Below are 24100 nucleotides of genomic sequence, written 5' to 3'. Positions count from 1 at the left end.
ATAAAATGAGCTGTTGAAGATTCAATCGCTGACCTGTCATAAATGACAATTGTCCAGCTTATCTGAAGTGGCTAGAGTAGCGGTGCGGTTTGACTCACCGTGTGTTCAATACTCCTGTATCTGTTTTTTTGTCAGTAGCACAGAGTGTTAGTTTTGATATGAGTGTTTCTTTCGGTCCCCTTAGTGGGACCATTTTTCTGCCTGAAATTCCCTGATCCCGTCGCCCATCTCCCGTTTCCTGCCCCCGTGGCCATTTTTCATGGCCGGCTTGCCGTCAGGCTTGGTGTTCAGGTGCCCATTTGGTTATGCTCGCCCGCTTAATTCCAGAAGCGGGATCTTCGTCCATAGGCGCGCTTCGGCGTTGGCTGATACGATGAGGCCACATGGATGTTGTCGGGCATACGGAAAGGCACATGAAACTGACCACTCAGCTTGTCTCGTTTATTACCCTGTGCGTGATCGCCGCCATGGCCATGGTGCTGCTCGGCGGGGTATTCAGCTTTCGCGAGCTGGGCATGGAGCTGCAGCAGAAGAAGGTCAACTCCCTGGTCGAGATCATCGACAAGCAGCTGGAGGTGGCCGACGACCACCAGGATCTCACCCGCTGGCTGCCGACCCTGCTGCGTTCGGCCCATGTGGTGGAGCTGGAGATCCGTCAGGGCAAGCAGCGGGTCTACTGGTTTCGCGACGTGCAGCAGCAGACCGACGAGAGCCTGCTGATCCCCTATAGCCAGCCCATCTCCCATCAGGCCGGCATGCAGGCCGACTTCAAACTGGAGCGGCCGTTCAAGGAGTTTGAATACTCCATGCGGGCCATGTCCGGCATCTCCCTCGGCGTCTTCATCGTCATCTTCGGACTCTGGTACTCCATTCGCTGGCTGCGCCTGCAACTGCGGGGCGCCGAGCTGCTGGCCGAGCGCGCCCAGCTGATCCTCGACAACAAGCTCACCAAGCTGGCCCACGATCCGGCTGATGAGTGGCCCGTCTCCGCCAGCCAGGCCCTCGACTATCTGCTGGCCGAGCTGGCGGATGCCCGCAAGGAGCGCAGCCGTTTCGACAACTTCATCCGCAGCAACGCCTTCGTCGACAAGATGACCGGCATAGGCAACCGGCTGTTCTTCGACAACCGGCTGGAGAGCGCCATCATGGAGGCGAGCGTGATGAGCGGCGGCGTGCTGCTGATCGAGCTGGCCGGGCTGGAGGACCTGGATCCCGAGCTGAGCGGGCGCCAGAGCCAGGATCTGCTGATGGAGGCGAGCGCCTCCATCACCGCCTTCGTGCGCAAGCACAACGGTGCCCTGCAGGCCCGCTACGCCGGCCAGGTGTTCGCCGTGCTGCTGCCCAACATGTCCGAGAGCGAGATGGTGGACGGTGCGGGTCAGCTGCACAAGAGCCTGCAACGGCTGCACTGGCCCGAGGCGGTCAACGTCGAGACAGCCGTCTACCTCGGTGCCGTCTGCTATCAGGCGCAGGATTCCCTGCTCAAGGTGCAGGAAGAGGCCGAGCTGGCGCTCAAGAGCGCGCGGCTGCAGGGTCACACCGGCTGGTTCCTCTACGAGAAGCAGCTGGATGAGGAGCAGAGCAGCAAGGGCACGGTACGCTGGCGCACCCTGATCGGCCGCCGCATCGAGGAGCACGGCATCGACTTCTACGTCCAGCCGGTGCAGCAGGAGCGGGATCAGGTGGTATTGCAGCAGGACTTGTTGATCCGCATTCACGACGAGCAGGGGCGGGAGTTGCAGGCCGGTGTCTTCATGCCGATGGCCGAGAAGGCGGGGCTGCTGTTGCCGCTGGATCGGCTGGTGGCGGAGCAGACCCTGCGATTGCTTCGTCAGCGCTCAGAGCAGAGCTGCCCCATCAGCCTGACCCTCTGCGCCCAGAGCCTGCTGCACCGCGAGTTCCAGCGCTGGCTCTTCTTCGATCTGTTCCAGTTGCCGCGCAGCACCAACGAGCGGCTGGTCCTGCAACTGTCGGAGGCCCAGGTGACCCGCCACTACGAGGCACTCAAGCGGCCGCTGCGGGCGCTGCGCATGCTGGGTTGCCAGCTGGCCATCGATCATGCCGGTCAGGATGTGGTGAGCACCCAATACATCAAGGAGTTCGAGATCAACTTCCTCAAGCTTCACCCCAGTCTGGTGCGGGAGATCCACACCCGTCAGGTCAACCAGATGGCGGTGCGCAGCCTGGTGGGGGGTTGTGCCAACACCCGCACCCGGGTCATAGCCGTGGGGGTGGAGAGCGGCGACGAGTGGAAGATGCTGCGCCACCTCGGCGTCCATGCCGGGCAGGGGCCCTGGTTCGCCGAACCGGAGCGGCTGGTGATGGAACCGGCCGGCGCCTGATCCTGCGACCGCAGGGCCGCCTTCAGATCCGGCCCTGTTCTTGCAAACCCGCGAGTCCCTGCATGCCACCGGTATGGATGAAGACTATCTTGCTGCCGCGGGGGATGCGCCCGGCGGCCAGTTCGCGAAACAGGCCCCACATGGCCTTGCCGCTGTAGATGGGCTCCAGCGGCAGGCCTGTCTGCGCACTGAAGGCTTGCACCCACTGCCAGAGCGCCGGGCTGAATTTGGCATAGCCGCCATCATGGTGATCCAGCGCTATCTCCCAGCCGGGGGTGGTGGCCGCGGCCGGGTGAAGGCGGCACACCTCGTCGGCGATGAAGCTTGCGCCTTTCAGTACCGCGATGGCGAGGATCCGCTCCTGCTCCCGCTTGCCGGCGATCAGGCCGGCCAGGGTGCCGCCGCTGGCGCAGGGCAGCACCCAGAGATCCGGCGAGAAGGGCACCTCGTCGACCAGCTCGGCCACCCCGGGAAGGGCGAGCGGGCTGCTGCCCCCTTCCGGCACTATCAGGGTATCGGGTGCCGCGAACTGGGCCAGCCACTCCGGATCCTGCCGCCGCCGGTAACTCTGGCGATCGACAAAAATGAGATCCATGCCCCAGCCTTTTGCCGCGCTCAGGGTGGAATTGCTGGCAGCCTCCGGCTCACCGCGTATGATGCCGGTAGTGTTAAGGCCGGATTGGCACCCTGCCGCCGCCAGTGCATGTATGTGGTTGGAGTAGGCACCACCAAAGGAGATCAGGTGCTTTATGCCCTGCGCCCGGGCGTGTTGCAGCTGGTACTTGAGCTTGCGCCACTTGTTGCCCGAGATGGTCGGGTGGATCAGGTCATCCCGCTTGCACCAGAGCATTACGCCATGCTCGGTCAGCAGAGGGTGCGAGATGGCCTGGAGCGGCGAGGGAAGCCGGGTCGGCTGCAGGGCAAACACCTGCGAGCGGGTCGAGTTGGGTTGCAATGAGTGATCCATCATTTATCTGGAGGCTAATACCCTGTTTATGCTAAGGTTTAATCCGTTTTATGCAGCCAGGTGCGGGTTTCAATGAAACAACTTTTCAGACGTTCGACCCCGAGCCGTCAGGTAGGGATCCTGCTGGCCAGCGATCGTATCATGCTGGCCTCGCTGGGGCCCCAGCCAGTGTTCGCTACCCGCGCCATCAATGGCCCGCAGGAGTGGTTGCTTGCCATGAGCGAGCTGTTCAGCCGCCATGGCCTCGCCAAGTCTAAGGTGCGGGTCGCCCTCGCCGCCAGCCTTTATCAGCAAGTCCAGATCGACAAGCCCGCCGTGCCCGAGGCCGAAATGGCCGGTGCCCTGCCCTGGGCGGTCAAGGATTACGTCAATGAACCCGTGTTGCAGCTCGCCATGGACTACGTGGATTTGCCCACGCCGCCGGCCGGCCGGCCACGCATCAGCGTGATCTGCGTGCCCAAGGCGCGGGTACAGCAGCTGGCGGATGCGGTCAACAGCATTGCCAGCCTGGATGCCATCGTCAGCGACGAGCTGGCCATGACGGCGCTCTATGAGGCCGACAACACGGTGCGCATGCTGCTGTGGCAGCCCAGGGGGCAGGATCTGCAGTTGCTGGTATTTCATCAGGGCGGCCTCTGCTTCTCCCGCCAGCTGCGTGGCTTCACCGCCCTCACCGGCGAGCATGAGCCGGACAGCATGCTGCTCGACTCCCTGGCGCTGGAGATCCAGCGCTCTCTCGATTACCTGGTGGGCCAGCTCAAGCTACCGGAGCTGGGTCAGATGCAGCTCGCCATCGCCTCCTCCTTCATCGGCACCCTGGTGCGCCACATGGAGCAGACCTTCGGCTTCGCCGTCTCCGCCATGGCCAACAAGGCGATCCTCTCTGGCGTTGAATATCTCTCGGCCTATGCCGCCGCCCTCGGGGAGGATGCCTGATGAAACGTCAGATCAACCTCTATGGCGCCGAATTTCGCCCCAGACGCCAGTGGGCCAGCCTCAACCAGATGGCGCTGGTGTGGGGTGGCTGCGTGGCATTGCTGCTCTGCATGGCCGCCTTCTACGGCTGGCAGCAACAAGGGGTCGGCCGCGAGCTGGCGCAGGTGCGCGCGGCGCTGGAGGTCAAGCGGGGCGAGGCCCAGCGGCTGGATGCCGAGTTGACCCGTCACCAGGCCAATACCCTGCTGCAACAGCAGCTTGCCACCCGGCAAGAGGAGCTGACCGCCAAGCAGGGGCTGATGCGCCAGCTGGGCAGTTTGGCGTTGCAAAAATCCCAGGGCTACGCCGGTCTGATGGCCGATCTCTCCCGCATTCGGGACAGGCAGCTCTCCTTGCAGCGGATCGAGATCGCCGAGGGGCGGATCAATCTGTCCGGCTTTGCCGGCCGCAGCCAGGATGTGCCCGCCTGGGTAAACCGTTTCAAGCAGACCCCGTCGCTGGCGGGCAAGCAGTTTGGTGAATTGACCCTGAGCCGCGACAAGGAGGGCCGGCTGGCCTTCCAGCTCAGCGGCATCGAGCGGGAGAAGCCCTGATGAGCCTGAAAGCACAATGGCAGGCATGGGCGGACAAGATTGCCGTCCTCAGCCAGCGCGAGCGGGTATTGATCCTGTTGACCGGTCTGGTGCTGGTCTGTGCCGGCGCCATCTATGGCTGGCTGGATGGCGCTGCCCTGCGGCTGGAGCAGGACAGGGTGGCCTTGACCACGGCCCAGCGGGATCTGGAGATCATGGATCTCGAGAACCTGGGCAAGCAGGCCAGGCTGGCGCGGGATCCCGATCAGAACGTGCGCGAGCAGCTGGTGCGGGTCGAGGGGGATATCGGCAAGCTGGATGCCGAGCTCAAGGCCCAGACGGTGGACCTGATCCAGGCCCACGAGATGCCAGCCGTGCTGGAGGCCCTGTTGTCACGCTCCGCCAATCTGCACATGCTGGCGCTGACCTCCCTCGCCCCTCAGCCGCTGATGGCGGGGGATCAGCGCATCAACCTGTTCAAGCACGGTATTCGCCTCAAGCTGGAGGGCGGCTATTTTGATGTCTATCAGTACCTGAAGGCGCTGGAGGCGCTGCCCCGCCACTTCTACTGGAAGCAGTTTGACTACCAGGTGCAGGAGCATCCCAAGGCCGTGGTGGAGATGGAAATCTACACCCTGAGCACCAGCAAGGAGTTTATTCGTGGTTAGATGGCTGACGCTATTGTGTTGTCTGCTGGGCCCGGTGGCCCAGGCCGAGGTGCTGCAGGATCCCACGGAACCGCTGGACGGGATGAACAGTCAGGCGGGGGCTACTGCCAGCCAGAGCGCAGGTTTGCCAACATTGCAGAGCGTGATGCTGGGCAATGGCCCGGCACTGGCGGTGCTCAACGGGAAAAGTTACCGGGTGGGCCAGCAGGTCGATGGATATCGACTGGTGGCCATCAGTGCAGATGCCGTGGTACTGGAGAAGGGAGGCAAGCGCCAGTCGCTGACCCTGTTCGCCAGCAAGGTCCGCATCTGAACGCGCCCCGCCCGGGATGGGTGGGGCAAGGTTTGTCGAGTTTAATTGCAAGTCAGGGTGCACTCATTACATGAAAAAAAATCATCTCTGCCTGATCTCTGTGGCCGTGCTGGCGGCAGGCTGTACCAGCTACCGGCACCCCGAACCCGTGCAGGCCAAGGACGCACTGAAACACGCCATGACCGAGCAGAACAAGGTCGGGGCACTGGCGACCGTGCCCAAGTCGGTACAGAGCGAACTGCTGCAGATGAACCGGCCGCCCCAGGCCCTCAGCATGCCGGAACAGCGGCTGCGCATCGCCGCCCACGATGTGGATGCGGTGGAGTTCTTCGGTTCCCTGTTCAAGGGTTCCCGCTACAGCGTGGCCGTGCATCCCGGCGTGGCCGGCCAGATCTCCGTCGAGCTCAAGGACGTGACCCTGCCCGAGGTGCTGGCGGTGGTGGGTGACATGTATGGCTTCGATGTGCAGCGCAAGGGCAACGTGTTCCACGTCTATCCGGCTGGGCTGCGCACCGAAACCATACCGGTCAACTACCTGATGATGTCCCGTCGTGGCCTGTCCCGTACCTCGGTCAGCACGGGCGGGGTGACCTCTAACGACAGCAACAACAGCAATAACAGCAGCTTCGACAACGCCAACGGCGGCAGTAACAACAGCAGTAGCAGCAATGCCTCCAACGGCAATGCCGGTTCCAATAACAGCAACGGCACCCGCATAGAGACAGACACCAACAGCGACTACTGGACCGATCTGCGCACCTCGCTGGAGATGCTGATCGGCAGTGGCGATGGCCGTGCCGTCATCACCAGCCCGCAGGCGGGTCTGGTCACCATCCGCGCCTATCCGAAAGAGCTCAAGGCGGTGCGTGAATTCCTCAATCAATCCGAGAGCCACCTCAAACGTCAGGTGGTGCTGGAGGCGCGGATCATCGAAGTCGCCCTCAACGAAGGGTACGAGCAGGGGGTGGACTGGAGCGGCCTCTCCGCCAGCTGGGATGGCGGCAAGGGGATCACCGGCGGCGGTTCGCTGGCCGGCACTCAGTTGCCAACCACCCCCAACCAGATCTTCAGTGCGCTGGGTGGCGGCGCCGGTTTCAAGATCTCTGACGGCAACTTCAACGTGGCGGTCAACCTGCTCAAGACCCAGGGGGATGTGAATACCCTCTCCAGCCCGAGGGTCACTGCGACCAACAACCAGAAGGCGGTGATCAAGGTGGGCACGGACGAGTACTTCGTCACCAACGCCTCGACCACCACCGTGACGTCGACCGGCACGGCCGAACCTATCGTGACCCCCAATGTGGAGCTGACTCCCTTCTTCTCGGGTATTGCGCTGGATGTGACGCCGCAGATCGATGAAGAGGGTCGGGTGCTGCTGCATATCCACCCCTCGGTTATCGATACCGAAGAGCAGAAAAAGATCATCAACGTCGGCACCGCCAAACCGCTGGAGCTGCCCCTCGCCAAGAGCTCGATCCGAGAGTCCGATACAGTGGTGCAGGCCAATAACGGCGACATCATAGTCATCGGCGGTCTGATGAAAACCGACAAGCAGGAGATCGTCAGCAAGGTGCCGCTGCTGGGGGATATTCCCTGGGTGGGCGAAGCCTTTACCAACCGCCGCGAGAGCACCAAGAAGGTGGAGCTGGTGATCCTGCTCAAACCGACCGTGGTGGAGAAGGACACCTGGCAAAACGAACTGCAGCGCTCCTCCGATCTGCTCGACAAGTGGTATCCGCCCAAGGGCTAAGCCATGACACAGCACGCGGTTGGCCTTGTTCCATGCGGCCTGTGGCTCTGTGCCACGGCAGGCCCCCAGGCCGGTGACGACTCATGTACCTGAACCACTTCGGTTTGCAGGAGGCGCCATTCGGCCTCACTCCCAACACGGGTTTCTACTACGGGTTACCTCCCCATGAGGAGGCGCTGCAGGTTCTTAATTGGGCCTTGATGCAGGGGGAGGGCTTTATCAAGGTGACCGGCGAGGTCGGCACCGGCAAGACGCTGCTCTGTCGCAAGCTGCTGAGCGAGCTGGGCTCGGAGGCCTGTCCTGTGCGTCTGGCCTGGCTGCCCAACCCGCACCTCAGCCCGGCCGAGCTGCGCACCGCGCTGGCCCTGGAGCTGGGGTTGTCGGTGCGCGAAGGCAACGAGCTGGATCTGACGGATCGCATTCATCGCCACCTCATAGGCCTGCATCAGCAGGGCAGCCGGGTGGTGGTGCTGATCGATGAGGCGCAGGCCCTGCCGGACGAGACTCTGGAGGCGATCCGGTTGTTCGGCAATCTGGAGACCGAATCGAGCAAGCTGTTGCAGATAGTGCTGTTCGGTCAGCCCGAGCTGGACACCCGGCTGGCGAAACCCCATCTGCGCCAGTTGCGCCAGCGGATCGGTTTCTCCTACTGCCTGCGGCCGTTGCGCTTTGACGAGACCCGCGCCTATCTGGAGCACAGATTGCAGGTCTCGGGTTATCGCGGGGCCCCGCTGTTCGGTGGCCGCGCCATGCGCCTGCTGTGGCGCGCCTCCCGTGGCATACCGCGACTCATCAACATATTGGCGCAGAAGTGCCTGATGCTGGCCTATGGCCGGGGTGAGCGCCAGATTGATGCCGGTCTGGTGCACCTCGCCATTCGCGATACCGATGATGCCAGCCGCCCCGGTCGAGGGCGCTGGTGGCCACTGTTACTACTGCTGGGGTGTGCCCTGGCCTATGGAGTCTGGCCATCATGAACGAGATCAACCAGATGCTCGGGGATATGAGAGCGCCCCAGCTGCGTTGTGCGTCAACATGGGGCTGGCGGATACCTATGCCGGCCTATGGAGTCTGGCCATGAGCGTGATCAACCAGATGCTCAAGGATCTGGAACAGCGTCAGCAGGGGGGCGAGGGGGCCGTCTATGTGCCTCCCGTGCGGCAGCAGGGCTGGTGGATGCTGGTGCTGACCCTGATCTGCGGCCTGGCCCTCGGCATTCTCGGCTGGCGGACCTGGATCTACTGGCAGCAGAGCCAGCGGGTCGCACCGCAGAGTCTGGTGCAGGCGGCCAGCGAACCCGGGCCTGATGCGGTTGCCCGCGCCGTGCCCATCACGCCGACGGACGAGGAGCAGGAGCCGGTGGATCTGGTGGTGGCCTTGCCCACCCCGGGCGCCAGGTCCGAGCCCCACGCTGCCGCCGACCCCGAGCCGGCGGCGGAAGATCAGGACGAAACCGGTTATGACGCTCTGCCCCCGAGCGATGAGGCGCTGCAGCCCGATCTCTATGCCGAGCTGGAAGCGGAACAAGAGGCGGTGGCCCCGCCGCCGCGCAAACCGGGCGTACTGAAGATAGAGACGGTGAACCTCTCCGAGGCCGAACTGGCGACCCTGGCCGAGCGCAAGGCCACCACCGCCATGGCCAGAGGGCAACTGCGCGATGCCCAGGACAACTACTATCAGGTGCTGGCCCACGACCCGCACAATCAGGGCGCCCGCGAACAACTGGCGGGCCTGCTCTATGGCGAAGGGCGGCTGAGCGAGGCCACCCAGCTGCTGGAAGAGGGGATCCAGCTCGATCCCGCACAGGCGGATTTTCGGCTGCTGCTGGCGCGGCTCGCCATCAGCAGCGGCGATCAGCTCAAGGCGCTCGGCTGGTTGACCGGCTATCAGCCGGATCTGGCCAGCAATCTGGATTATTACGCCACCTGGGCCGGCCTGACCCAGGAGCTGGGCCGCAACGCCGAGGCGGCCGAAATCTATGTTACCTTGCTGCGCCAGCAGCCGGATCAGGGGCGCTGGTGGCTCGGGCTCGGCGTGGCCGAAGATGGTCAGGGCCACAGCCAGCGGGCGCTCGACGCCTATCGCAACGCCCAGCTGCACGGCAACCTCGGCGAGGCCTCGGCCAGCTGGATTGAACAGCGAATTGCCCAGCTTGCCCCCTGACGGGCGGGCTGGTTCACTTTTTTGGAGTTTGCATGGCACAACCCAGACTGAAAATGCGCCTCGGCGACCTGCTGGTGCAAGAGCAGATCATCTCGGATGATCAGCTGCAGCTCGCCCTGCAGCAGCAGCGTCAGACCGGCCGCAAGCTGGGCACCACACTGATCGATCTCGGCTTCATCAGCGAGGTACAGCTGTTGCAGTTTCTTGCCCGCCAGCTGGACGTGCCCTTCTTCGATCTCAACAACCTCACCATAGACGCCTCGGCGGTACCGTTGCTGCCCGAGGTGCAGGCGCGTCGCTATCGCGCGCTGGCGGTCAACCTCACCGACAACCGGGTGACCGTGGCCATGTCGGATCCGGCGGACTTGAGCGCCCTCGACGCCATCGCGGCGCTGCTGCGCCCGCGGGAGATGGTGCTGGCGGTGGCGCGGGAAGGCCAGCTGCTGGAGTATTTCGACCGCCTCTATCGCCGTACCCGTGAAATAGAGAGCTTCGCCGAACAGCTGCACGAGGAGTACCAGGATACCGGCTTCGAGCTGGGTTCCAGCAACCTCGGGGCCAACGACGAGGGGGAGGCGACGGTGGCCAAGCTGCTGCGCTCCCTGTTCGAGGACGCGGTGCAGGTGGGGGCCTCCGATATCCACATAGAGCCGGACGAGAAGGTGCTGCGCATTCGCCAGCGGATCGACGGCATCCTGCACGAGAATATCCTCAGCGAGGTGCGCATCGCCCAGGCGCTGGTGCTGCGCCTGAAACTGGTGGCAGGGCTCGACATCTCGGAGAAGCGGCTGCCCCAGGATGGCCGTTTCAACATGAAGGTGCGCGGCCGGGACGTGGATGTGCGTATGTCCACCATGCCGGTGCAGTACGGCGAGTCGGTGGTGATGCGGCTGCTGGATCAATCCTCCGGCATACTGTCGCTGAGCGAGACCGGCATGCCGCCGGAGATCCTGACCCGTTTCCGCCGTCAGCTCAAACGCCCCCACGGCATGATTTTGGTGACGGGCCCGACCGGAAGCGGCAAGACCACCACCCTCTACGGCGCCCTCTCAGAGCTCAATCAGGCCAGCCACAAGATCATCACGGTGGAAGATCCGGTGGAATACCGGCTGCCCAGGGTCAACCAGGTGCAGGTGAACCCCAAGATTGGCCTCACCTTCTCCCACGTGCTGCGTTCCACCCTGCGCCAGGATCCGGACATACTGCTGGTGGGCGAGATGCGGGACAACGAGACGGTGGAGATAGGCCTGCGCGGCGCCATCACAGGCCATCTGGTGTTGACCACACTGCACACCAACGATGCGGTCACCAGCGCCTTGCGTCTCATCGACATGGGCGCGCCCGGCTATCTGGTGGCGAGCGCGCTGCGGGCCGTGGTGGCCCAGCGGCTGGTGCGGCGGGTGTGCGAGCACTGCGTCGAGGAGAGGGCGCCTGACGAGGGTCAGGCCACCTGGCTGACCGTGCTCTCCGGCGAGGCGCCCGGTCAGCATGCCTATCACAAGGGGCGTGGCTGCCAGAGCTGCAACTTCACCGGTTACTCCGGCCGGATCGGGGTCTACGAGCTGCTGGAGCTGGATCAACCCATGATGGATGCCCTGCGCCGCAACGATGCCGAAGGCTTCGCCAAGGCGGCGCGCCAGCATGAACACTATCGGCCGCTGGCCCTCACCGCCCTTGACTACGCACGCCAGGGGATCACCTCGGTGGACGAGGTGCTGAGGTTGGCCGAGGATCTGGGGTAAGCCATGACTCACTTCAACGCCAACCCCCGTGCTGGTTGCCATGACGCTGTCGGTCAGGGGCACTCCTCATGAGTACCTTTGCCTACAAGGGGCGCGACAGCCAGGGCAATGCCGTCAGCGGCGTGGTGGACGCCGCCAACGAGATGGCGGCGGCCGAGCAGCTGATGCGCCGCGGCGTGATGCCGACCGAACTCAAGCCGGGCAAGGCGAAATCCGCCGCCATCGACTGGTCGCTGCTGCTGGAAGGGGGCGTCAAGCTGGACGAGCTGGTGGTGTTCAGCCGCCAGATGTATGCCCTGACCCGGGCGGGGATCCCGATCCTGCGCGCCATCGCCGGGCTGGAGGAGAGCGCCCACAGCAAGCCACTCAAGCGAGCGCTGCACGCGCTGGGGGAGGATCTTGGCAACGGCCGGCCGCTGTCCAGCTCGATGCAGGCCCACCCCAAGGTATTCGGCAGCCTGTTCGTCGCCATCATTCACGTGGGCGAGAACACGGGTCAGCTGGAAGAGGCCTTCCTGCAGCTCGCCAACTATTTCGATCTGGAGCTGGAAACCCGCAAGCGGATCAAAACCGCCATGCGCTACCCCAGCTTCGTGCTGGCGGCCATCGGCATCGCCATGGTGATCCTCAATATCATGGTGATCCCTGTCTTCGCCGGCATGTTTGCCAAGTTCGGCGTCGAGTTGCCGCTGGCGACCCGGATCCTGCTCGCCACCTCCCACTTCTTCGTCCACTACTGGTGGCTGCTGCTCGGCATACTGCTGGCCATGGTGTTTGGCTGGCGCCGCTGGGTGAGCACGGTCAAGGGCAAGCTGATCTGGCACAGATGGCAACTCAGGCTGCCCATCGTCGGCACCATCATAGAGCGCTCCCTGCTGGCCCGCTTCGCCCGCAGCTTCTCCATGATGCTCAAGGCCGGGGTGCCGCTGAATACGGCGCTGACTCTGGTCGCCGATGCGGTGGACAACGCCTGGATGGCGGGCCAGATCCGCGACATGCGGGCCGGTATCGAACGGGGTGAGAGCCTGCTGCGCACCGCCGGCAGCAGCGGCCTGTTTACTCCCCTGGTGATGCAGATGATCGCGGTGGGAGAAGAGACGGGGCAGGTCGACGATCTGCTGCACGAGGCCGCCGAGTATTACGAGCGGGAGGTGGATTATGACCTCAAGAGCCTGACCGCCCGTATCGAGCCCATCCTGATCGGCATAGTCGCCGTCATGGTGCTGGTGCTGGCGCTCGGTATCTTCACGCCCATGTGGGACATGATGCGTGCCGTGCGCGGCAAGTAAACCGGTATTTTTGCCGTCAACGAGGCGGGAGATAATGCGGGCCGTGCGTGGCAAGTAAACCGGTATCTTTGCCGTCAACGAGGCGGGACATGATGCGGGCCGTGCGCGGCAAGTAAACCGGTATCTTTGCCATCAACGAGGTGGCACATGATGCGAGCCGTGCGTGGCAAGTAAACAGGCAGCTTTACCGTCAGTGATGCGGGGAGTGGATAAGCGGCAAGATGTGGAGCGAAACGGGTGAGCAGACAGTCACAACAGGATGATCGCTGGCTGGGGGGATATAGACGGATGGCCGTGCTGATCTTGCTGCTGATCATAGTGGCGACCCTGGCCCAGAGCTATCGCACCCACAGAGCGGAGGCGCTGGCCCTCAGCCTGGCCCTGCTGGGGGAACAGTTTGCCGAGCGGGCACAAAGGTTGCACGGGCTCTGGCTGGATCAGCGCCGTCCCACGAGTCTGTTCGCCGATGGTCTGGCCTGGCAGTTCGATGACAGGGGTTGGCCGATCGGGGCCGGATCCCTGCTGGCGCCCTCGGAAAATTGCCGCCAGCTCTGGTTGTCGATCATAGGTGCACAGAGCCAGGATCTGCCGCCGCTGCAAGCGCTGGCGAGCCGCGATGGCGGGGGATGCGAGTTCGGTTGGGAAGATAATTGGCTGATTTATCAATTTTCTGATGGCAGAGTGCTGCAAAAGCCTTGAATGAGGCCGATTGTGTGGCTCAGTTAAATGATTTTTTTATATCTGCATGAAATAATGCGGGTTATTACGGAGGGACCATGGCAACAAATCGAATGGCACCAACACATCCCAGGTTGGTGATGACACCTCGGGCGGCGGGTTTCTCGTTGATCGAACTGGTGATCGTCATCGTTATTCTGGGGATCCTGGCGGTGACCGCCTTGCCTCGCTTCCTCGATGTGACCGACGAGGCCAAGAAGGCCAGCGTGGAAGGGGTCTCCGGCGGCTTTGCCACCGGCGTTTCGCTGGTGCGTGCCCAGTGGGAGGCCGAAGGGCGCGCCAAGCAGGACAGCCTCAATACCGTGCTGTATGACGGTTCCCGCTTCTATCTGACCACGCCGACCGAGACCCAGGTCAGCAATGGCGAGCTTTCTCCCGGTTATCCCATGGATACCTCGGCGGGTGGCGGCATCGATGTGGATCCGGCCAACCTGACGGCCCCGCGCTGTCTCAAGATTTGGGAGGGTCTGTTGCAGAACCCGCCCAAGGCTACTGCCAGCTTTAACGAGGTGCGCGGTAGCGGCAATGACCTGAAATACTATGTCAGTGTGACCAATAACGGCCTGGACTCGGTCTGCCGCTACTATCTGGTCAATAGTTTGAGTAAGGGTAGTGATGGCAAGTATCAGGATCCGCAAGGCAGTACTGATGCATTCATGAGTTTCAGTTACCGTCCGGCTTCCGGTCAGGTGACCACCAATATCAATTGACAGAGGAAAGTAAAATGAAAAAACAGGCGGGTTTTACCCTGATCGAGCTGGTCATAGTGATCATCATTCTGGGCATTCTGGCAGTGACAGCTGCGCCCAAGTTCCTGAATCTGCAGGATGATGCCAAGAAGTCTGCCGCTCAGGGCGTGCAAGCCGCAGTCAGCAGCTCAGCTCAGCTGGTTTACAGCAAAGCAGCACTGGTTGGTGTTGAACGTGATGCGAGCGGTGCTGTGAGCAGCAGCGATGGTACCAGCATTAGCGTTGTTTATGGTTATCCGGCTGCGACCAACACTGGTATCCCGCGTGCTGTCACCATCGATGGCTCTTGGGCTGGTGCTGTATCTGGCGGTACTTTCGTATTTGCCACCAGCGGTTCCAAATGCACCGTGACCTATGCCCCTGCTACCAGCACTGCCGGAGCTACTACCACTCTGGGTGGATGCTGATTCAAAGTTAGTTTCAAGGAGGCGAGGCTTATGCCTCGCCTCATTGTTTATAAACAGGGAGCAAGAATGCAACGAGGCTTTACCCTGATTGAACTGGTGATTGTGATCCTGTTGCTCGGGATTCTGGCCGCCTTTGCCGTGCCCAAGTTGCTGGGCAAAGGCGGCTTTGAAACTCAAACCGTCCGCGATGAGCTGCTGACCCGGCTGCGGCTGGTGCAGACCGTCAATATGCACGAACCTGCCAGCCGCTGTACCCAGTTGATCGTTGCCTCCCCCCGTTTTGCCCATCGCACCTATGGCGTCACGGCCCAGACGGCTTGCCCGGGCAGCGATCCCTTGACTGGCTGGACTGACAACCAACTGACCCGTGGCCGGGTGGTGAGCGCCTCATCCGGCCTGCAGATCTCTCAGGTCGGTACCGGTAATGGCCGTTTTGTGCTCCGCTTTGATCCGATGGGACGGCCGCTTGGCGCCTGCGCGGGGGGCTGCACTCTGCAGGTGAGTGATGGGGGCGAGACGAGTCGCATCAAGATCGAATCCGAGGGGTATATCCATGAGAGCCCCTGAGCGCGGCTTTACCCTGATAGAGCTGATCGTCGGCATAGTGCTGCTGGCGGTGGCGCTGACCGGCATTCTCGGTCTCTTGATCAATCAGGCGCCCCAGGCGGTGGACCCGGTGCAGCAGGTACGCGCCGCCCAGCTGGCCCAGCGCCTGGCCGGGGAGATACTGCAAAAGTCGTTTGATGAAAACTCGGATCACAACGGCGGCCGTTACCGCTGCGGCGAGACGGTCGTCGGCGTCACCATTCCTGCCTGTTCGACCCGCTATGGCCTGGATGGCGAGCCAGCCCCTTATGCTTTCAACGATGTGGATGACTTCGATACCTCGGGTAACTGGGTGGATGCCAATCTGTTTACTCAGACGGCAGCGGGGATCAGCAGCGAGGAGTATCGCAACTATCGGGTCAAAATCGCGGTAAATGCGGTCGATTTCAGCGATGGTACTTTCAAAAGCTGCGCCGCCCCCTGCTCTGTGGGCAAACGCATCGATCTGCAGGTGCGCCTGCCGGATCAGAGCCTGCTCGACTTCTCCTTCTACCGGGGGAACTACTGATGAGAGGGGCAATGCGCGGTTTTACCCTGATCGAACTGGTGATGGTGATCCTGCTGCTCGGCATCATGGCGACCTTTACCAGCCAGTTTATCGGCATCGGCACCCAGATCTATGGGGATGCCAGCAGCCGCGAGCAGTTGATGAGTGATGCCCGTTTCGCCATGGAGCGGCTCAATCGCGAGCTGCGTGATGCTGTGCCGGGCTCTGAGCGGATTGAAGACCAGAATGGCAACTGGCTTGACGAGGGGGCCTGCCTGCGTTTCTGGCCCATCAGCGCCTCCAGCCGCTATCTTGCCCTCAACCGTGCCCAGTCTGGTAGCACATCCACCCTGGAGCTGGTGATGGCCACTCCCGCCTCTGCGGCCAATCCACTGAGTCAGGATGCCAATGCCGTCAAGGCAGGGGATCTGATGGCCGTCTTCCCGGTGCCGAATTCAGACGTGGATTCACTGACCGCTGGTTGCGACTATGGCCGTTGTGTCGCCCGAGTGACCGAGGTGCTGGCTCCGGTATCCGGGGCCCAGACCATTCGCTACAGCAGTAGCGAGACCCTGGCAGGCCTCTCGCCGGGCAGCCGGGTCTACTTTGCCAGCCAGCAGGTACGTTACTGCGTGGCAGGGAACAGGCTCACCCGCGCCAGTGCGGCCATCGCTGCCGCGTTACCTGCCACGGGAGTGCTGATGGCGGAGTCCCTTCGTACTGGCGCTTTCTATCGGGAAACCTCGGCCTTCAACGCCGAAGGGGAGTTTGGCATGCGGCTGGTGTTTGAGCGCAAAGGTGAATCCGTCGCTTTCAACCACAAGATAGGGGTGCTCAATGTGCCCTGATGCCAGACAACCGAGACGGGCGGGGGGCAGCGCCCTGATGATAGCCCTGTTTGTCATAGTGGTGATGGCGCTGCTGGCGGCCGCCATGGGCCGCTTTCTGACCGACAGCAGCGAGAAAAACACGGTGGAGGTGCGCAGTGTGCGTGCCCTGCTGGCAGCCCAGAGCGGGCTTGAGGTCATTCTTTATCGGCTGTTCCCGAATCGCACCCTGGCGCAACCTCTGCCGCCGGCGCTCTGTGACGCCAGCTTTGTGACCTCTTTCCCCGGCAATGCGGGCCTTGCCGGCTGCAGGGCCGAGGTGAGCTGCGCCAGGGTGCCCGTTACCTACAATGGCAACGTCACGAACGGTTACCGCCTGGTCAGCACGGCGGCCTGTGGAGTCGGGGATATCGATAGCGCCAACCCGGATTTTGCCGTCAGCCGCACCCTGGCCGTTGAAGCCTATGATGGAGGTTCATGATGAAATGGCTATGGGCGCTGGCCCTCTTCACTGGCCCGGTCTGGGCATTTGACCCCATCGACACCAGCACCTTCTTCCCTGCCGTGGTGCAGGGCCACCATGGCAACAACAACAATACCTGCCACCAGATCAGCGGTTATCAGCTGAGCCAGCTCAACAATCCCAAGATCAATGGTACCGGCGGATTGCCGCTCAACTTCTGCTCCATCCTGCCGGATCAGAACAACACCCCTCGTTGCGATAACGGGGCTGGCGGCTACAAGGTCTGCTCCATCACCGGCAGCGATATTCGCGGCCTCACTCTGACAGGGAACAACAAGTTTCCGACCATCACCTCTGTGGTGCCGCTTCTTTGTCTGCAGGGCCAGCAAACCGCCCTCTTCTCGGACTATGGGTCCGCCTCGGTCGAGAATTGCACCGTGACTTTTCCCAGCCGCAGTACCTACCAGATCAAGTCGCTTAGCGTGCGCAACAACGGTGTGCTGGTATTGGGGGACGGGGATTACTTTATCGACTCGCTGATCCTCGACAACGCCACCATCCGCCTGTCCGGCAACGGCACGACGCGCATTTTTGTCAATCAGGACGTGAAGCTGCTCAACACGGTCAACATCAATGCGATCAATCAGGGCAGCCTGGTCTGGGTCAACTATGGCGACATGACCATCGACAACAACTCCAAGTTTTATGGTTACCTCTACACCGATGGTCGTTTGACCATGAACAACAATGCCACCGTCTATGGACGGGTGACGGCCCGCTATCTGAGCATGGATACCCAGTCCAGCATCAACGACTATGCTGTGCCTCCTCCGTTGACCTGTTTTGACGACGGTTTTGACAGCGCCCAGATCAACCCGGACAACTGGGTGGTGGCCCAGCGCAACAACAGCACCCTGCCATCGGTGCAGAACGGCCGCCTGCGCCTCACCCAGAACGTGACCAATCAGGCCACCTCGGCCACCTTCCAGCGCCTCTTCCCGGGAGCCAGCAACCTGGTGACGATCGAGTTCGATCAGTTCGCCTACAAAACCTCTGGCACGAGCGGAGCGGACGGGATGGCGGTGGTGCTCTCGGATGCGACCCAGACGCCGCAGCCGGGGGCCTTTGGCGGTCCGCTGGGCTACGGCTTCAAGACCGGATTCAGTGGATTTAGCGGCTTTGCGGGCGGCTGGCTCGGGGTGGGGCTCGACGAGTACGGCAACTATGCCAATGAAGGGGGCAACTACAACCTTGGATCACGCCCGCAGGCAGTTTCCATCCGTGGTTCGGGTTCTGGCACCTCTGGCTACAACTATCTCGCCGGTACTGGCAGCAACCTGAGCCCCCCCGTTGACAGCGGCACCAACGGCAATCGCCCCCACCGCTATCGTATTACCGTCGACTCCCGGACGGCAGGCAGCTCGCTGGCGAAAGTCGAGCGGGATACCGGCTCGGGTTATGGCACCCTGGTTGGTCCCATCAACATGGCGAGTCAGGCCGGCCAGGCGGCAGTGCCGGCCAATTTCCTGCTCTCCCTGACCGGCTCCACCGGTTCGGTAACCAACTACCACGAGATCGACAACGTGCGGATCTGTGCCCTGCGCTCCAACCCGGTCGGGGTGCAGATCGATCACTTCCAGCTCGATCACTCGGGTCAGGCGCTGACATGCAATCCGGAGACGGTGACGGTCAATGCCTGTGCCGATGCCGCTTGTACCACACTTATCAAAGATCCGGTGACCGCGACCCTGAGTCTTACCCCTATTTCTGCCAGCAATGGTTGGATTGGCGGCAATACGGTGACCTTCAGTGGCGGCTCCACGACCGTTCAGTTGCGCAACAATACCGCCACTGCGGTTACCATAGGGGTGTCCGGCTCGACCCCGGCCACCAAGCCATTCAGTACCACCCTGTGCAAGGCTGGCGCAGGGACGCCCAGTGCGGCAGCCTGTACCCTGAATTTTGCCGATAGTGGCTTTTTCTTCGATGTGCCGGATACCTATTCCAACCAGCCGCAGACGGTGACCATCAAGGCGGTCAAGAAGAGCGACCTGACCCAGCAGTGCGTGCCGGGTTTCGCCAGCCAGAGCAAGAGCATCAAGTTCTGGAGCAGCTATCTCTTGCCGAATAGCAATAACTACAACAGCAAGATGAGTGTCAACAGCAGTGTGATCGGTACCAGTCTGGGCACTGCGACGCCTGTATCCCTCATGTTTGATGCCCAGGGCCAGTCGACCATCACGGTTAATTATCCGGATGCGGGCAAGGTGCAACTGGATGCCAGTTATGATGGCACCGGCAGTGAAGCCGGTCTGGTGATGCTCGGCGCCGACCAGTTTGTGGCACGGCCGGTGGGGCTCTGTATCACGACCGCTGCGGCAGCATGTTCGGGCAACTATGCCAGCTGCCCGATCTTCAAGAAGGCGGGGGAATCATTTCAGGTCGACATCAAGGCGGTGGCCTGGGAGTCAGCCAACGACGGGGACATCTGCACCGGCAATCTCGCGACTCCCAATTTCTCGCTCAACGGCATCGCCCTGAGCAATACCCTGGTGGCGCCGATGCCGGGCAGTACCGCCAGCCTGGGTAAAACCAGCTATGACCATGGCGCCGCGGCCAACGGGACAACCAGCATAGAGCAGAGCGTCAGCGAGGTGGGGGTGTTCAGGCTGACGGCGACCCCGCCGACCAATGGCTATTTTAATACCACAGTCCCGCCGAGCCAGAGCCAGCCAGTGGGCCGCTTTATCCCGGCCGACTTCAATCTGGTGAGCGGCGACATAGTGCCGGCCTGCAATGTCTTTTCCTATATGGGCCAGCCCTTCGGGGTTGCGCTGGATGTGCTGGCCCGCAACCTGTCGGGTGGCCAGACCCAGAACTATACGGGGCTGTTTGCCAAGGGGGACGCCTATCTCTCCGTTGCCAACAACAAGGATGGGAAATCCCTGTCGGCCCGGTTGCGCAGCCTGTCTGCGCTACCCTGGGTGAATGGGCGGTCGGCGTTTACCGGTAATAGCGAGTTTGTTCGCCTCTCAGACACTCAACAGGATGGCCCTTACCAGTCTTTGCTGTTTGGTCTCTATATGAAAGACAACGATGGTGAACGTACCCTGATTGCCAGCCCCGACTTCAACGATGCCGTGGCCGGCAATTGCAGCGGCGCTGGTTGCAATGCCCGGCTGATCGACAGTGTGGCCATGCAGGTCTATTTCGGTCGATTGCTGGCGGGCACGGGGGCTGGTCTTGCTTCTGCGCCGCTGGCCGTTCCCTTGCAGATGCAGTATTACGAGGCGGGCAACTGGCAGTTGAACAAGCTGGACCAATGTACCCAGCTCTCTCTGGCCAATCAGGGGTTCAGTTTCCTCAATCCGGGCCAGACCTTTGATGCGACCAGCAGCGAGCTTAACCTGGGGGGGAACCACAAGATAAAGCTGGGGCTGGGCAGCTCGCTGCCGGGCGGCATGTCGGCGGTGGCCATGGATGGCGAGATCCTGTTTCACTTTGCCAAGCCGGATATCTCGGTACGCATTCCCTACAAGGTCGATTTGGCAAAACAGCCATCACGGCCGCTCTGGTTGTCCGATCCGGCGAGTTCCAACGACAGTCACCTGAAAGGCGAGGCCATTTTTGGCTCCAGCCGGGGCAATGACAGAATTATTTATCGGCGCGAAGTGATGCCGTAATGGAGGCGGGGCGGCGGATCTTCGCGATCTTCCCCCCTATCTTCTTGTTTATTAGCGTTTGTCAGCCTGTGCGGGTGAGTGATGACTCGCATTTTTGTCGCGCCTGATGGGTTGGCGACAGTTTGAGCGCTTGCCCATTGGGGTGGGCATTGGTAAAGTTAGCCGGTTTTCTGCACCTCCAAATTCTTAGGATTTCCCGTAGCCATGTTCAAAAAGCTCAGAGGCGTCTTTTCCAACGATCTGTCGATCGACTTGGGAACTGCCAACACCCTGATCTACGTAAAAGATCAAGGGATCGTCCTTAACGAACCCTCAGTTGTCGCCATTCGCCAAGAGCGCGGGAACGCCAAATCGGTCGCTGCCGTCGGTCATGCCGCCAAGCAGATGCTGGGTCGTACCCCAGGCAACATCTCCGCCATCCGTCCGATGAAAGACGGCGTCATTGCCGACTTCTACGTGACCGAGAAGATGCTGCAGCACTTCATCAAGCAGGTTCACGACAACAACTATTTCCGCCCCAGCCCCCGTGTGCTGGTGTGTGTGCCGTGTGGCTCTACCCAGGTAGAACGCCGTGCCATCAAGGAATCCGCACTGGGCGCCGGCGCCCGTGAGGTTTACCTGATCGACGAACCCATGGCTGCCGCCATCGGTGCCGGCTTGCCGGTCTCCGAAGCGACCGGTTCCATGGTAGTCGACATCGGTGGTGGTACCACCGAAGTGGCCATCATCTCCCTGAACGGCGTGGTTTACTCCCAGTCCGTGCGGATCGGTGGCGACAAGTTTGACGAAGCCATCATCAGCTACGTGCGTCGCAACTATGGCAGCCTGATCGGGGAAGCCACCGCCGAGCGCATCAAGCACGAAATCGGCTCCGCCTATCCGGGCGAAGAGGTGCGCGAGATCGAAGTTCGTGGTCGCAACCTGGCCGAAGGTGTGCCGCGCAGCTTCACCCTCAACTCCAACGAGATCCTGGAAGCGCTGCAAGAGCCGCTGTCCGGTATCGTCTCCGCCGTGATGGTGGCGCTGGAGCAGTCTCCGCCGGAACTGGCGTCCGACATCTCCGAGCGCGGCATGGTGCTGACCGGTGGTGGCGCACTGCTGAAGGATATCGACCGTCTGCTGATGGAAGAGACCGGCATACCGGTAGTGGTTGCCGAAGATCCCCTCACCTGTGTGGCCCGTGGCGGCGGCAAGGCGCTGGAGCTGATCGACATGCACGGTGGCGACCTGTTCCACTACGAATAAGACCCAAAGCCGGCCAGCGCGCCGGCTCTTTTTTGACGACTCATGAAACCCATTTTTGGTAGAGGCCCTTCGCTTCAGTTACGGTTGTTTCTCGCCGTCATCATCTCCATTGCTGCCATCGTAGCGGACTCTCGCTTCGGTGTGTTTACCCATGTCCGTGTCTACCTCAGTTCGCTCGTCAGCCCGCTGCAATACATGGCCAATGCGCCAGGTATCATGCTCGATACCATGTCGACCCAGGTGCAGACCCGGGCCGGCCTGATCGAGCAGACCAAGCAGCAGGAACAACAGCTGTTCACCCTGCGTTCGCGTCTGCTCAAGATGGATCATCTGGAGCACGAGAACCAGCGCCTGCGTGAGCTGCTGGGTTCTCCGGTGCACAAGGAGTCCCGCAAGATGGTGGCCGAGCTGCTGTCGGTGGATTCAGACCCCTTCAGCCATCAGGTGCTGATCAACAAGGGGGCGCTGGACGGTGTCTACAACGGCCAGCCGGTGATCAACGATCAGGGGGTGATAGGTCAGGTGCTGCACGTGGGTTCCACCACCAGCCGGGTCCTGCTGATCACCGACTCCAGCCACGGCATCCCGGTGCGGGTGCTGCGCAACGACCTGCGCGCCATTGCCTCCGGCAGCGGCGAGCTGGACAAGCTGGAGCTGCGCAACCTGCCGCGCAACACCGATGTGCAAGTGGGCGACCTGCTGGTCACCTCCGGCCTTGGCGGCCGCTTCCCGGAAGGGTATCCGGTGGCGACCGTGACCCGCTCCGACTATGTGGAGGGCAAGCCCTTCGCCCAGGTCGAGGCCAAGCCGCTGGTGGCACTGGACAGATTGCGCTATCTGCTGCTGTTGTGGACCGACAAGAAGCCGGACGTGCACGATGATGAAGAGGCGCCGACCCCGGCGGCTGCGCCGGTAGCGGCAGCCTCGGCTGCGGGAGCGACGCGCTGATGTTGCAACCCGCCAGCGGCAGGATCTGGATCTGGATCTCGATCCTGTTGGCTCTGTGCCTGTCGATCCTGCCGCTTCCCTTTCAATTTGAACCTTTCCGTCCGGACTGGCTCGCCATGGTGCTCATCTACTGGGCGCTGGCGTTGCCGCACAGGACCAACGTCGGTTCCGCCTGGGTGGCAGGCCTGCTGCTGGACGTGCTGCTGGGCAGCACCCTCGGCGTGCGGGCCATGGCCATGGCCATCACCACCTATCTGGCGGCCTTCCAGTTCCAGAAGATCCGCAACTTCTCCCTCTGGCAACAGGCGCTGATCATCGGCTGTCTCTCGCTGGTGGGCAAGGTGACCATCTTCTGGGCCGAACACCTGTTCAGCCGTGCCAGCCTCAATCTTGCCTACTTTTGGTCGACCCTGAGCACGATGCTAATATGGCCCTGGGTGTTTCTGGTCTTGCGCAAGGTGCGTCGCCGCTTCAATATCAAGTGAATATGAGCAAAAACAATGCATTGTAACTTTACCTCATCTCATTAAGTGAATATGAACAAGCACAACGAACTGCAACTGTATCTCGCCTCGGGCTCGCCCCGCCGTCATGAACTGCTTGCCCAGCTGGGGTACCGCTTCGAGGTGCTCAGACTGGATGTGCCGGAACGGCGGGAAGAGGGTGAAAAGGCGCAGGATTACGTCTGCCGCCTCGCCCGCGACAAGGCGATGGCCGGCGTGGCAGCCGCCCCGACGGCACTGCCGGTGCTGGGCGCCGACACCATAGTGGTGCTGGGGGATCGGGTGCTGGAGAAGCCGTCCGACCTGCTCGATGCCAAAGACATGCTGGAGGCGCTCTCCGGCAAGGTGCATCAGGTGATGACGGCGGTGGCGCTGGCGACCCCGGAGCGCTGCGATGTGCGCCTGGTCACCACCAACGTGGCGTTTCGCAAGCTGGACGAGGCCGAGATCGAAGCCTACTGGCGCACGGGTGAGCCCTGCGACAAGGCGGGTGCCTATGCGATTCAAGGGATTGCCGGCAAGTTTGTCAGCCGCATCGAGGGGAGCTACAGCGCCGTGGTCGGCCTGCCCCTGCTGGAAACGGATCTGCTGATCAAGCATCATCTGGAACAGTCTCGGTAATCTATCCGCCAGCCGTGTTCTGCGAAGCCCGTTCAGCGGGTAGGCACAGGGTCGGAACATGGCGGTCAGAATTTGAAGCCA

At 62.0% G+C, this 24100-nt stretch carries 23 protein-coding genes; 22 read left to right on the top strand and 1 reads right to left on the bottom strand.

Going from position 1 to position 24100, the window contains the following annotated elements:
• The first annotated feature begins 413 nt into the window (after nucleotides 1-413).
• A complete protein-coding gene (locus CK910_RS03125; protein ID WP_172955223.1) occupies nucleotides 414-2342 on the top strand; it encodes an EAL domain-containing protein in 1929 nt (642 codons plus the stop codon).
• A gap of 22 nt (nucleotides 2343-2364) precedes the next feature.
• Here CK910_RS03125 and CK910_RS03120 read toward each other — a convergent pair whose 3' ends face one another.
• On the bottom strand, nucleotides 2365-3312 hold the full coding sequence (locus CK910_RS03120; protein ID WP_098980986.1) for a 1-aminocyclopropane-1-carboxylate deaminase/D-cysteine desulfhydrase: 948 nt from the start codon (nucleotides 3310-3312) through the stop codon (nucleotides 2365-2367).
• Between the two features lie 69 nt (nucleotides 3313-3381).
• Here CK910_RS03120 and CK910_RS03115 point away from each other — a divergent pair, with 69 nt between their 5' ends.
• The 21 genes from CK910_RS03115 to CK910_RS03015 all read left to right on the top strand — a co-directional run bounded on the left by CK910_RS03115 (nucleotide 3382) and on the right by CK910_RS03015 (nucleotide 24019).
• On the top strand, nucleotides 3382-4245 hold the full coding sequence (locus CK910_RS03115) for an MSHA biogenesis protein MshI (RefSeq protein ID WP_098980985.1): 864 nt from the start codon (nucleotides 3382-3384) through the stop codon (nucleotides 4243-4245).
• The gene (locus tag CK910_RS03110) at nucleotides 4245-4838 is read left to right on the top strand and encodes a PilN domain-containing protein (RefSeq protein ID WP_043139728.1); all 594 of its coding nucleotides are present in this window, start codon (nucleotides 4245-4247) and stop codon (nucleotides 4836-4838) included. Before CK910_RS03115 ends, CK910_RS03110 begins: the two co-directional genes overlap by 1 nt.
• Nucleotides 4838-5485: an MSHA biogenesis protein MshJ gene (locus CK910_RS03105; RefSeq protein WP_098980984.1), complete on the top strand. Its 648-nt coding sequence runs from the start codon at nucleotides 4838-4840 to the stop codon at nucleotides 5483-5485. The genes CK910_RS03110 and CK910_RS03105 overlap by 1 nt, the downstream gene beginning before the upstream one ends.
• The gene (locus CK910_RS03100) at nucleotides 5478-5798 is read left to right on the top strand and encodes a SctD/MshK family protein (protein ID WP_098980983.1); all 321 of its coding nucleotides are present in this window, start codon (nucleotides 5478-5480) and stop codon (nucleotides 5796-5798) included. Before CK910_RS03105 ends, CK910_RS03100 begins: the two co-directional genes overlap by 8 nt.
• 70 nt (nucleotides 5799-5868) lie before the next feature.
• On the top strand, nucleotides 5869-7548 hold the full coding sequence (gene mshL, locus CK910_RS03095) for a pilus (MSHA type) biogenesis protein MshL (RefSeq protein WP_098980982.1): 1680 nt from the start codon (nucleotides 5869-5871) through the stop codon (nucleotides 7546-7548).
• Between the two features lie 83 nt (nucleotides 7549-7631).
• A complete protein-coding gene (locus CK910_RS03090) occupies nucleotides 7632-8525 on the top strand; it encodes an ExeA family protein (RefSeq protein ID WP_098980981.1) in 894 nt (297 codons plus the stop codon).
• Between the two features lie 100 nt (nucleotides 8526-8625).
• On the top strand, nucleotides 8626-9711 hold the full coding sequence (locus tag CK910_RS03085) for a tetratricopeptide repeat protein (protein ID WP_172955221.1): 1086 nt from the start codon (nucleotides 8626-8628) through the stop codon (nucleotides 9709-9711).
• 32 nt (nucleotides 9712-9743) lie between these two features.
• Nucleotides 9744-11453: an MSHA fimbrial ATPase MshE gene (gene mshE, locus CK910_RS03080; protein WP_043139715.1), complete on the top strand. Its 1710-nt coding sequence runs from the start codon at nucleotides 9744-9746 to the stop codon at nucleotides 11451-11453.
• Between the two features lie 68 nt (nucleotides 11454-11521).
• Complete coding sequence (mshG, locus tag CK910_RS03075) at nucleotides 11522-12742, top strand: MSHA fimbrial biogenesis protein MshG (RefSeq protein WP_098980980.1); 1221 nt, start codon at nucleotides 11522-11524, stop codon at nucleotides 12740-12742.
• A gap of 237 nt (nucleotides 12743-12979) precedes the next feature.
• The gene (locus tag CK910_RS03070; RefSeq protein ID WP_098980979.1) at nucleotides 12980-13441 is read left to right on the top strand and encodes a hypothetical protein; all 462 of its coding nucleotides are present in this window, start codon (nucleotides 12980-12982) and stop codon (nucleotides 13439-13441) included.
• Nucleotides 13442-13518: 77 nt separating this feature from the next.
• Entirely contained in the window at nucleotides 13519-14190 is a 672-nt protein-coding gene (locus CK910_RS03065) for a prepilin-type N-terminal cleavage/methylation domain-containing protein (RefSeq protein WP_098980978.1), read from the top strand.
• Nucleotides 14191-14204: 14 nt separating this feature from the next.
• Entirely contained in the window at nucleotides 14205-14636 is a 432-nt protein-coding gene (locus CK910_RS03060) for a prepilin-type N-terminal cleavage/methylation domain-containing protein (protein WP_098980977.1), read from the top strand.
• 66 nt (nucleotides 14637-14702) lie between these two features.
• Nucleotides 14703-15203, top strand: coding sequence for a prepilin-type N-terminal cleavage/methylation domain-containing protein (locus CK910_RS03055; RefSeq protein WP_098980976.1), 501 nt, complete (start codon nucleotides 14703-14705; stop codon nucleotides 15201-15203).
• Nucleotides 15190-15750 (top strand): type IV pilus modification PilV family protein, encoded by a 561-nt coding sequence (locus tag CK910_RS03050; protein WP_098980975.1) that lies wholly within the window; start codon nucleotides 15190-15192, stop codon nucleotides 15748-15750. Before CK910_RS03055 ends, CK910_RS03050 begins: the two co-directional genes overlap by 14 nt.
• Before the next feature lie 11 nt (nucleotides 15751-15761).
• On the top strand, nucleotides 15762-16577 hold the full coding sequence (locus CK910_RS03045) for a PilW family protein (protein ID WP_441296860.1): 816 nt from the start codon (nucleotides 15762-15764) through the stop codon (nucleotides 16575-16577).
• Nucleotides 16567-17037: an MSHA biogenesis protein MshP gene (locus CK910_RS03040; RefSeq protein WP_172955220.1), complete on the top strand. Its 471-nt coding sequence runs from the start codon at nucleotides 16567-16569 to the stop codon at nucleotides 17035-17037. The genes CK910_RS03045 and CK910_RS03040 overlap by 11 nt, the downstream gene beginning before the upstream one ends.
• Nucleotides 17034-20702: a DUF6701 domain-containing protein gene (locus CK910_RS03035; protein WP_098980973.1), complete on the top strand. Its 3669-nt coding sequence runs from the start codon at nucleotides 17034-17036 to the stop codon at nucleotides 20700-20702. Before CK910_RS03040 ends, CK910_RS03035 begins: the two co-directional genes overlap by 4 nt.
• 204 nt (nucleotides 20703-20906) lie before the next feature.
• Entirely contained in the window at nucleotides 20907-21947 is a 1041-nt protein-coding gene (locus CK910_RS03030) for a rod shape-determining protein (protein WP_005308111.1), read from the top strand.
• A 42-nt stretch (nucleotides 21948-21989) separates the two neighbouring features.
• Complete coding sequence (mreC, locus tag CK910_RS03025) at nucleotides 21990-22895, top strand: rod shape-determining protein MreC (protein ID WP_042868624.1); 906 nt, start codon at nucleotides 21990-21992, stop codon at nucleotides 22893-22895.
• Nucleotides 22895-23380 carry a rod shape-determining protein MreD gene (mreD, locus tag CK910_RS03020; protein WP_042037959.1) on the top strand — a complete coding sequence of 162 codons (486 nt, stop codon included), beginning with the start codon at nucleotides 22895-22897 and terminating at the stop codon, nucleotides 23378-23380. The genes mreC and mreD overlap by 1 nt, the downstream gene beginning before the upstream one ends.
• A gap of 51 nt (nucleotides 23381-23431) precedes the next feature.
• Nucleotides 23432-24019 (top strand): Maf family protein, encoded by a 588-nt coding sequence (locus CK910_RS03015; protein WP_042868627.1) that lies wholly within the window; start codon nucleotides 23432-23434, stop codon nucleotides 24017-24019.
• The last annotated feature ends 81 nt before the right edge of the window (nucleotides 24020-24100 follow it).

This window comes from Aeromonas sp. CA23, from assembly GCF_002587065.1.
Lineage (GTDB): Bacteria > Pseudomonadota > Gammaproteobacteria > Enterobacterales > Aeromonadaceae > Aeromonas > Aeromonas bestiarum.
This window is presented reverse-complemented; position numbering and strand designations above follow the sequence as displayed.

Excerpts from the sequence above, each read along its gene's own strand:
- CK910_RS03125 (WP_172955223.1), top strand. The coding sequence starts at position 414 with ATGAAACTGACCACTCAGCTTGTCTCGTTTATTACCCTGTGCGTGATC.
- CK910_RS03120 (WP_098980986.1), bottom strand. The coding sequence starts at position 3,312 with ATGATGGATCACTCATTGCAACCCAACTCGACCCGCTCGCAGGTGTTT.
- CK910_RS03115 (WP_098980985.1), top strand. The coding sequence starts at position 3,382 with ATGAAACAACTTTTCAGACGTTCGACCCCGAGCCGTCAGGTAGGGATC.
- CK910_RS03110 (WP_043139728.1), top strand. The coding sequence starts at position 4,245 with ATGAAACGTCAGATCAACCTCTATGGCGCCGAATTTCGCCCCAGACGC.
- CK910_RS03105 (WP_098980984.1), top strand. The coding sequence starts at position 4,838 with ATGAGCCTGAAAGCACAATGGCAGGCATGGGCGGACAAGATTGCCGTC.
- mshL (WP_098980982.1), top strand. The coding sequence starts at position 5,869 with ATGAAAAAAAATCATCTCTGCCTGATCTCTGTGGCCGTGCTGGCGGCA.
- CK910_RS03090 (WP_098980981.1), top strand. The coding sequence starts at position 7,632 with ATGTACCTGAACCACTTCGGTTTGCAGGAGGCGCCATTCGGCCTCACT.
- CK910_RS03085 (WP_172955221.1), top strand. The coding sequence starts at position 8,626 with ATGAGCGTGATCAACCAGATGCTCAAGGATCTGGAACAGCGTCAGCAG.
- mshE (WP_043139715.1), top strand. The coding sequence starts at position 9,744 with ATGGCACAACCCAGACTGAAAATGCGCCTCGGCGACCTGCTGGTGCAA.
- mshG (WP_098980980.1), top strand. The coding sequence starts at position 11,522 with ATGAGTACCTTTGCCTACAAGGGGCGCGACAGCCAGGGCAATGCCGTC.
- CK910_RS03065 (WP_098980978.1), top strand. The coding sequence starts at position 13,519 with ATGGCAACAAATCGAATGGCACCAACACATCCCAGGTTGGTGATGACA.
- CK910_RS03060 (WP_098980977.1), top strand. The coding sequence starts at position 14,205 with ATGAAAAAACAGGCGGGTTTTACCCTGATCGAGCTGGTCATAGTGATC.
- CK910_RS03055 (WP_098980976.1), top strand. The coding sequence starts at position 14,703 with ATGCAACGAGGCTTTACCCTGATTGAACTGGTGATTGTGATCCTGTTG.
- CK910_RS03050 (WP_098980975.1), top strand. The coding sequence starts at position 15,190 with ATGAGAGCCCCTGAGCGCGGCTTTACCCTGATAGAGCTGATCGTCGGC.
- CK910_RS03045 (WP_441296860.1), top strand. The coding sequence starts at position 15,762 with ATGCGCGGTTTTACCCTGATCGAACTGGTGATGGTGATCCTGCTGCTC.
- CK910_RS03040 (WP_172955220.1), top strand. The coding sequence starts at position 16,567 with ATGTGCCCTGATGCCAGACAACCGAGACGGGCGGGGGGCAGCGCCCTG.
- CK910_RS03035 (WP_098980973.1), top strand. The coding sequence starts at position 17,034 with ATGATGAAATGGCTATGGGCGCTGGCCCTCTTCACTGGCCCGGTCTGG.
- CK910_RS03030 (WP_005308111.1), top strand. The coding sequence starts at position 20,907 with ATGTTCAAAAAGCTCAGAGGCGTCTTTTCCAACGATCTGTCGATCGAC.
- mreC (WP_042868624.1), top strand. The coding sequence starts at position 21,990 with ATGAAACCCATTTTTGGTAGAGGCCCTTCGCTTCAGTTACGGTTGTTT.
- mreD (WP_042037959.1), top strand. The coding sequence starts at position 22,895 with ATGTTGCAACCCGCCAGCGGCAGGATCTGGATCTGGATCTCGATCCTG.
- CK910_RS03015 (WP_042868627.1), top strand. The coding sequence starts at position 23,432 with ATGAACAAGCACAACGAACTGCAACTGTATCTCGCCTCGGGCTCGCCC.